The organism is Cypionkella sp., from assembly GCF_028290025.1.
Classification (GTDB): Bacteria; Pseudomonadota; Alphaproteobacteria; order Rhodobacterales; family Rhodobacteraceae; genus Cypionkella.
On the sequence record NZ_JAQGKQ010000018.1, the window covers coordinates 40,423 to 47,974 of the forward strand.

Annotated in this window: 7 protein-coding genes; 5 read left to right on the top strand and 2 right to left on the bottom strand. The window is 60.8% G+C overall.

Annotation, left to right across the window (positions count from 1 at the left end):
- Positions 1-57: 57 nt before the first annotated feature.
- The gene (locus JWS10_RS02510) at positions 58-1,206 is read right to left on the bottom strand and encodes a phosphoserine transaminase (protein ID WP_299504438.1); all 1,149 of its coding nucleotides are present in this window, start codon (positions 1,204-1,206) and stop codon (positions 58-60) included.
- A 150-nt stretch (positions 1,207-1,356) separates the two neighbouring features.
- Here JWS10_RS02510 and serB point away from each other — a divergent pair, with 150 nt between their 5' ends.
- The 3 genes from serB to JWS10_RS02525 are packed head-to-tail and all read left to right on the top strand — an operon-like array spanning position 1,357 to position 3,482.
- Complete coding sequence (gene serB / locus JWS10_RS02515; protein WP_299476693.1) at positions 1,357-2,232, top strand: phosphoserine phosphatase SerB; 876 nt, start codon at positions 1,357-1,359, stop codon at positions 2,230-2,232.
- Positions 2,229-2,708, top strand: coding sequence for a GNAT family N-acetyltransferase (locus JWS10_RS02520; protein WP_299504441.1), 480 nt, complete (start codon positions 2,229-2,231; stop codon positions 2,706-2,708). The genes serB and JWS10_RS02520 overlap by 4 nt, the downstream gene beginning before the upstream one ends.
- Positions 2,709-2,720: 12 nt before the next feature.
- On the top strand, positions 2,721-3,482 hold the full coding sequence (locus tag JWS10_RS02525; RefSeq protein WP_299504444.1) for a TSUP family transporter: 762 nt from the start codon (positions 2,721-2,723) through the stop codon (positions 3,480-3,482).
- Positions 3,483-3,761: 279 nt separating this feature from the next.
- On the opposite strand, the gene zapE is transcribed toward JWS10_RS02525, so the two are convergent.
- Positions 3,762-4,841 carry a cell division protein ZapE gene (gene zapE, locus JWS10_RS02530; RefSeq protein WP_299504447.1) on the bottom strand — a complete coding sequence of 360 codons (1,080 nt, stop codon included), beginning with the start codon at positions 4,839-4,841 and terminating at the stop codon, positions 3,762-3,764.
- A gap of 221 nt (positions 4,842-5,062) precedes the next feature.
- Between zapE and tssK the strand changes: the two genes are divergently transcribed.
- Both tssK and icmH read left to right on the top strand, forming a co-directional pair.
- Positions 5,063-6,394: a type VI secretion system baseplate subunit TssK gene (tssK, locus tag JWS10_RS02535; RefSeq protein WP_299504450.1), complete on the top strand. Its 1,332-nt coding sequence runs from the start codon at positions 5,063-5,065 to the stop codon at positions 6,392-6,394.
- Positions 6,391-7,552 (top strand): type IVB secretion system protein IcmH/DotU (gene icmH / locus JWS10_RS02540; protein ID WP_299504453.1); only part of this gene is annotated, 1,162 nt, incomplete at its 3' end. The genes tssK and icmH, both read left to right, overlap by 4 nt.

Here is a 7,552-nt window from a genome sequence, read left to right on the forward strand (position 1 = left end):
GGGATCGCAGGGCGGAGCCTGCGGATTGGGAAAGGCGGGGCTAACCCGCCGTCCCGTTCAAACTTGTGCGGCGATTTCCGCGTGGAAGGCATGAGCGAGCCACGGCATCAGGGCTGCCACATCGGCAGTTTCCACCGTAGAGCCGCACCAGATGCGCAGACCCGCCGGGGCATCGCGGTAAGCGCCAATGTCATAGGCGACCTTGGCCTGCTCCAGCCGCTTGGCGACGGCTTTGGCGAAAGCCTCACCATCTTTGATGCGAGGGTCGTTGAACTTCAGGCAAACGCTGGTCGTCGAGGCAATCGCCGGGGTTTCGGCAAGGTTTTGTAGCCACGGATTTGCGGCGCAGAAATCCCAGACCACTTTCGCGTTGGCAGTGGCGCGGTTGACGAGGCCGTTCAATCCGCCCACCGACTGCGCCCATTTCAGCGACACGAGGTAATCTTCAACCGCCAGCATCGACGGGGTGTTGATCGTCTCACCGACAAAGATGCCTTCGATGACTTTGCCTTTGCTGGTCATGCGGAAAATCTTCGGCAAAGGCCATGCGGGGGTGTTGCTTTCCAACCGCTCGACCGCGCGGGGGCTCAGAATAATCATCCCGTGCGCGCCTTCGCCGCCGAGCACTTTCTGCCAGGAGAAGGTGGTCACATCTAACTTCGCCCAATCCAGATCCATCGCAAAGGCGGCAGAGGTGGCGTCGCAGATCGTCAGACCTTGGCGGTCTGCGGGGATTGCGTCGGCGTTGGGCAGACGGCAACCCGAGGTGGTGCCGTTCCATGTGAACACCACGTCGCTGTTGAAATCGACGGTGGCGAAATCAACGATCTGGCCGTAGGGGGCGATTTTGACCTTCGCATCCAGTTTCAGTTGTTTGACCACATCGGTGATCCAGCCCTCGCCGAACGACTCCCAAGCCAGCATCTCGACGGGACGCGCACCGAGCAGCGACCACATCGCCATTTCAACCGCGCCGGTATCCGAACCGGGCACGATGCCGATGCGGTAGTCGGCGGGAACGCCAAGAATTTCACGGGTAAGGTCAATCGCCTGTTTCAGCTTGGCCTTGCCAACAGAGGCACGGTGCGAGCGGCCCAAGGGCGCATCACCAAGCATATCAAGGGTATAACCGGGGATTTTGGCACAAGGGCCAGAAGAAAAGCGCGGGTTTGCCGGACGCGTTGCCGGGGCGGGTAGATCAGCCATGGTATCCTCACAGATAAATGCCCTTCGTTGGGGAAGGGTGTCCCACTGCCGTGCATATTGGCCAAACCGGGGTGGTGCAAGCCAGATAATCGCGCTATTCCGGCGCATCATCTGCGAAAACCGACACGCATCTCCACTATCGGAAACCTCATGTTTGTAGCCACCCTGCTGACCAATCCCAATCGACCCGTGCTTGACCGCGTGACGGTAGAGTCGTTGCGCAACGCTTGGGGCGGCGGCGATGCGGTGTGGCTCGACCCCGGCGTGGCGGCGGAATTTGCGTTGGAGGCGATGCCTGCGAACCGGTGGGATGTGTGGCAGGGCTTGCAGGGCATGGGCGTTGATCTGGTGGTGCAGGTGGCGGAAGGGCGGCGGAAAAAGCTGCTGATCGCCGATATGGACAGCACGATGATCGAGCAGGAATGTATTGACGAACTTGCCGATGAGGCGGGCTTTGGCACGCTGGTCGCCGGGATTACCGCGCGGGCGATGAATGGCGAGTTGGATTTTGACGCGGCTTTGCGCGAACGGGTGGGCTTGCTGAAAGGTCTGCCTGCCACGGTGATCGCGGCAGTGGTGCGCGACCGGATTACGTTGACGCCCGGTGGGCCGCAGTTGTTGGCGACGATGAAGGCGAATGGAGCCTATGCGGCTCTGGTGTCGGGGGGGTTTACCGCCTTTACCTCTGCGATTGCAGGGGTTCTGGGGTTTGACGAAAACCGCGCCAATATCCTGCTTATTGAGGATAGCAAGCTGACGGGCCAAGTGGCGGAACCGATCTTGGGGCGCGCCGCGAAGGTGACGGCGCTGGAGGAGATCACGGCAAAGCTGGGTATCAGCGTGGCCGATGCGATTGCGGTGGGCGATGGGGCGAACGATCTGGGGATGCTCGGGCTGGCGGGGGCTGGCGTGGCGCTGCACGCGAAGCCTGCGGTTGCGGCGCAATGCGATATCCGGGTGAACCACGGCGATCTGACGGCGCTGCTCTATATACAGGGCTATGCCCGTGAGGAGTTCGTTCTGTGATCATCCGACCAGCGACCCCGCAAGACGCCGCCGCGATGACTGCCTTGCAGAATGAGATTATCAAGATCGGCGGCACCACCGCCTATGAGCAGCCGCGCAGTATTGGGCAGATTTTGGAAAGCTATATCACCGGGGCTTCGGTAATTTCGTGTCAGTTGGCTGACGACGCAGGACAGGTGTTGGGTTTTCAGGTGGTTGGGCAACGGCCGGGTCTGGCCGAGGGTTGGGCTGATATCGGCACCTTCGTGCAACCGGGTCTGCAAGCGCGTGGCATTGGGGCGGCGTTGTTTGAGGCGAGCCTGACTGCTGCCCGCGCCGCTGGCCTGAAGGTTTTGAACGCCACCATTCGCGCCGACAATGTCGCAGGGCTGGCCTATTACGCCCGGCGCGGCTTTGTCGATTATGCAGCGCAGCCGGAATGGGCGTTGGCCGATGGCCGCAAGGTCGGCAAGATCAGCCGCCGGTTTGAGCTGTAAGCGGAGCATTCGATGTTCGAAATCGCCACTCATCTGGTGCTGCTGCTGGCCTGCGCTGCCTTCATTGCGGGGTTTGTCGATGCGATTGCGGGCGGGGGCGGCTTGATCTCGGTGCCTGCGCTGCTGCTTGCGGGGGCGTCGCCTATTGAGGCTTTGGCGACCAATAAACTGCAAGGCAGTTTCGGAGCTGGCACGGCTGTGCTGGCCTACGCCCGGGCGGGGCATGTAAAGCCGCTCGATCAGTTGGGGATGGCGGCGGTCGCGGCTGTTGCTGGCGCGCTGGGCGCGCTGGTGGCACATTTTATGCCTGCCGAGGTGCTGCGGATTATCATGCCTGTGATCTTGGTCGCGGTGGCGTTGTTCTTTGCCTTCAAACCCGGGCTGACCGATCTGGATCGGGTGGAGCGGATTAAGCCTGCGGTGTTCACGTTTACTGCGGTGCCTATGATCGCCGCCTATGACGGTTTCTTCGGGCCGGGAACTGGCAGCTTCTTAATGCTGGCGTTTGTGATGCTGGCGGGGTTTGGGGTTTTGAAGGCGACCGCCCACACCAAGATGCTGAACTTCGCCTCGAATATCGGTTCGCTCGCGGTGTTCGCGTGGAGTGGGGCGACGTGGTGGGGCGTGGGCTTTGCGATGGCGGCGGGTCAGATTGCCGGGGCAGCTTTGGGGGCAAAGCTTGCGATGCGAATTGGGGCGCGGCTGATCAAGCCGTTGCTGGTGGTGACATCGACGGCGATGGCGTTGCGGTTGTTGTGGCAGGCGTTTGGGTAGGCTCCCAACTTGGGAGCAAATTTTGCTCTTATGTCAGTATGTTGACCCGGTGCTTTTAAGAGAAACTTAACGTTTTCGCCCTTTCGTTCGGTTGAACCGGGGGTTTCACACCCCCGGACCCCTGCGGGATATTTGAGCCAATGCGAAAGCAAATTTTAGTTAAATTGTCTTCATCTTGGTGGAAATTCTCCACGGGGGTCAGGCCAGTTTGGCCCGGGGCCAATCTGGCTTGGGGGTGTAAGACCCCCGGCTTCGCTGGCCCAGCGCGCAGCGACTGAGTTATTGCCCCCAGTCGGCGGCTTGCATTTCGCGCAGACGGCTGGCGGTGCGTTCAAACTCGAAGCTGCCGGAGCCTTCGATATAAAGGCGCTCGGGTTCGTCCGCCGCCGAGCAGATCAGTTTGGTTTTTGCCTCATAAAGCGCGTCGATCAGGATGACGAAGCGTTTGGCCTCGTTGTAGTTGCTGGCGGAAAGTTGGGGGATATCTTCGAGGATCAGCACTCGGACTGCACTCGCGATGGCGAGGAAATCAGCGGGGCCAAGGGGTTTGGCGCAAAGCTCCCAGAACGTCGCGCGACCAATGCCGTTGGCGAAGCGCGGCAAGATGGTTTCGCGGCCGTTGACGGGGAGGCGGAGGGGTTCACCAGCGGCTCCGCCAGTTAGATCGCGCCAGATCGCGTTGATTTCGGTTTTAGCCTTGCCTGCGGGGTGAAAATATACCTGCGCCCCGGTCAGGCGGTGTTGGCGGTAGTCGTTGGGTGAGGCGATTTCTTCGACCTCTAAACGCTCGCGCAGCATGGCGATGAAGGGCAGGAACAGAGCGCGGCTAAGGCCGTCTTTATACAAATCTTCCGGCGGACGGTTGGAGGTAGTGATAATCACCACCCCTGCGGCCAGCAATTTCTCAAACAACCGCCCCACGATCATCGCATCGGTGATGTCGGTGATCTGCATTTCATCAAATGCCAACAGGCGCACGTCGCGGATAATCGCATCGGCCACCGGAGCGATCGCGTCATCGACGCCGCCCTTGCGGGCCTCGTGCATGGCGTGGTGGATTTCCTGCATGAAGGCGTGGAAATGCACGCGGCGTTTTTGGGTGATGCCGAGATTTGCGTAGAACAAATCCATCAGCATGGATTTGCCGCGACCCACACCGCCCCACAGGTAAAGCCCCTTCGGCGGCGTCACCGGCTTGGCGAAAAGCCCCGCGAACAGGCCGACTTTGCGGGTGGCATTGGCTTCCAACCACAGCCGCAAGTCTTCCATCTGCGGCAGCAGTGCCAGTTGAGCCGGATCAGCGCGCAGGCGGTCTGCTGTGACTTCGGCTTGGTAAATCTCGGTCAGGGTCATTCGCATACCGTTGCATACCAGCGTCGCCCGCTGAGGGAAAGTCTGGGTCAGCTTAGGGTGGAAAACCGATATGGCAATCTCGGGCTTGCTCCGGCGCGGCTGCCGCTGCAAACTGCGCTCAAGTTTTTTCCATTATGCCGCCGTCGTTTTTTCTAGGTGGCAGATTTAGAAGCGGTATTGTGGGCCTAATTGCCCGCCGGCCTGATGTTTGATGAATTGAGGTTTGCATGTCTTGGTATAGCAAGGTTGCGTGGAAGGAAGGGCTGTTTTTACAGCCGCACCACTTGCAGCAGAGTGATCGCTATGTGGAAAAGCTGATCGAGGCGCGGGTGCGGCATGTCTCGCCTTATCCTTGGGGCATCGAGGAAATGCGGGTCAATCGCGACCGTTTGCAGCAGGGACGGCTTGAATTGGCGAGCGTGGCGGGGATTTTCCCCGATGGCACCCCGTTTGAAGCGCCGGGGATTTCGCCTTTGCCGAGGGCGGTGGAGGTGCCTGCCGGGTCGGATGGCATGGGCGTTTGGCTGACTCTGCCGGATCAGGTGATGAACGGGCGCGAAGTGGCGATGGAGGCTGAGGCAGGCTCTCGCTACGTTCTGGGGGCAGAGACCGTGGCGGATAGCGCCTCTGCGTTGCGGTTGGAGCAGCAGATAGAGGTGGCCTCGCCTCGGTTGGAGTTGGACATTCGGGCGACGGCGAAGCCCGGCTATCAGTGCATCAAGATCGCGCGGATTGTCGAAGTGCGCGACAATGTGGTGATTTTGGATGATGCGTTTCCGCCGCCTTTGCTGACGATCTCGGCGCATGGCGTGGCTTTGGGTTGGCTGGACCGGGTGATCGGCTGGGTGGAGACCAAGCTGGATAGTCTGGCGCGCTATGCGGCGGACCCGTCGGCGGCGGGCGGGTTGCAGGCGACGGATTACTTCATGTTGCTGTGTTTGAACCGGCAGATCAACGTGCTCAGGCATTTGCGGCAGTCTCGGTATGTCCACCCGGAGCGGCTGTATGAGGAGTTGCTGCGGTTCTCGGGCGAGTTGTGGACGTTTGATCAGGATAAGCGCTTGGCGCCGCCCTATGACGCCTATGACCATGCCGATCTGAAGGGCTCGGTGGAGCCTGTGGTGCGGGATATTCAGCGGTTGCTGTCGCGCGATGTTGGGCGGGCGACTCGGTTGGATTTGGTGCAGGTGCGGCAGAATTCGTATCTGGCGCAAGTGCCGGATCGCAACCTGTTCCGCGATGCGACCTTCGTGGTCGAGGTGGAGAGTTCGCGGGCTTTGACCTTGGTGCAGCAGCAGTTTCCGTTGTTGTGCAAGGTGGGGCCGAACACCCGGATGTCAGAGATTGTGAACAACAACCTTCCGGGGATCGAGTTGATCCATATTCCGACGCCACCAAGGCAAATCCGGGCGGTGTCGCGGAATGTGTATTTCATTTTGGAGAAGAATTCACCTTTGTGGCGGGAGTTCTCGACAGCGCCCGCAATCGGGATGCATTTCGCAGGGGATTGGCCTGATCTGAAGATGGAACTTTGGGCCATCGTGGAGACCAAGGCATGAGCGGCAGCGGCGACGGTAAGGACAAGACCGTTATTGGCGGGATGGGGATGCCTTCGCCGCTGCCGGGTGGGGTGTCGCCGATGCCGGGGGGCAAGCGACAGGTCAGCCCGAATGAGCGCACCGTGATCGGTGGGGCGTTGCCGGGGGGTGGCGGGGCGTTTGGTCCGGGCGGGTTTGGGCCGCAGGGTGGGATGCCTCCGGCTTCATCCCCGGGGTTTTCGGGGGAAGCAGATGCGTGGGGCGTGCCTGCACCTGCTCCGGCTGGCGGGGGTCAGGGCGGGTTTGCACCGATCCCGCCTGCATCTTCAACGCATCCGGGGGGGAATTCTCCGGGGTTTGGCGGGCAGCCATTTGGACAACAGCCTGCGCCTCGGCCAGTCGCAGGGGCATTTGCGCAACCGGATCAGTTTTTCCCGGATGCCTCAACCGCTCAGCCGACCAATTACGCCAATACCGGGCCGAAGATTGATCTGCGCAAGGCGCTGGTCGCCACGGGTTTGGGGGCTGGTGGGCCGAAAAGCCCGATGCTGGCGGCGGCAGCTAATCTGTTGATTTTGTTCGGTCGGCTCAGGACTCAGATGGTCGAAATGGAGGCGGTTCCGTTGATGGAATACGTCACCCGCGAGATTGAAGGGTTTGAGGAGAACTGTCTGAAAGGCGGCGTGGACGCGCATCAAACGCAGGTGGCGAAGTATCTGCTGTGCGGCACGGCGGATGATATTGTGCAGAATATCCCCGGCACAGATCGGCATTTGTGGATTCAATATTCGATGGTGGCGCGGTTTTTCAACCGGCGCACCTCGGGCGTTGGGTTCTTTCAAGAGGTTGAGAAGGCGCTGCAAGCCCCGGCGCAGAATTTCCAGCTTTTGGAATTGGCGATGACCTGTCTGAGCCTCGGGTTTGAAGGGCAGTATCGCTCTGCCCCGAATGGCGCTGTGGAATTGGCGCGGGTGCGGGGAATGATTTACGACTCGCTGCGCCGCGTGCAGAACCGGCCGGACGATGATATTTCGCCGCGCTGGCAGCCGGTTATGGTCGGCGGGCGGCGGCGGTTTGGCGGCACTCCGCTGTGGGTGATCGGCTCGGTGCTGGGGGTGGTGCTGATGGGCGCTTACTTTGGGCTTTCGACTCTGATCGCGCAGGAGGGGTCTGTGGTGT

Coding starts and splice junctions, on each gene's coding strand:
- tssK (WP_299504450.1), top strand. CDS start 5,063: ATGTCTTGGTATAGCAAGGTTGCGTGGAAGGAAGGGCTGTTTTTACAG.
- zapE (WP_299504447.1), bottom strand. CDS start 4,841: ATGCGAATGACCCTGACCGAGATTTACCAAGCCGAAGTCACAGCAGAC.
- serB (WP_299476693.1), top strand. CDS start 1,357: ATGTTTGTAGCCACCCTGCTGACCAATCCCAATCGACCCGTGCTTGAC.
- JWS10_RS02525 (WP_299504444.1), top strand. CDS start 2,721: ATGTTCGAAATCGCCACTCATCTGGTGCTGCTGCTGGCCTGCGCTGCC.
- JWS10_RS02510 (WP_299504438.1), bottom strand. CDS start 1,206: ATGGCTGATCTACCCGCCCCGGCAACGCGTCCGGCAAACCCGCGCTTT.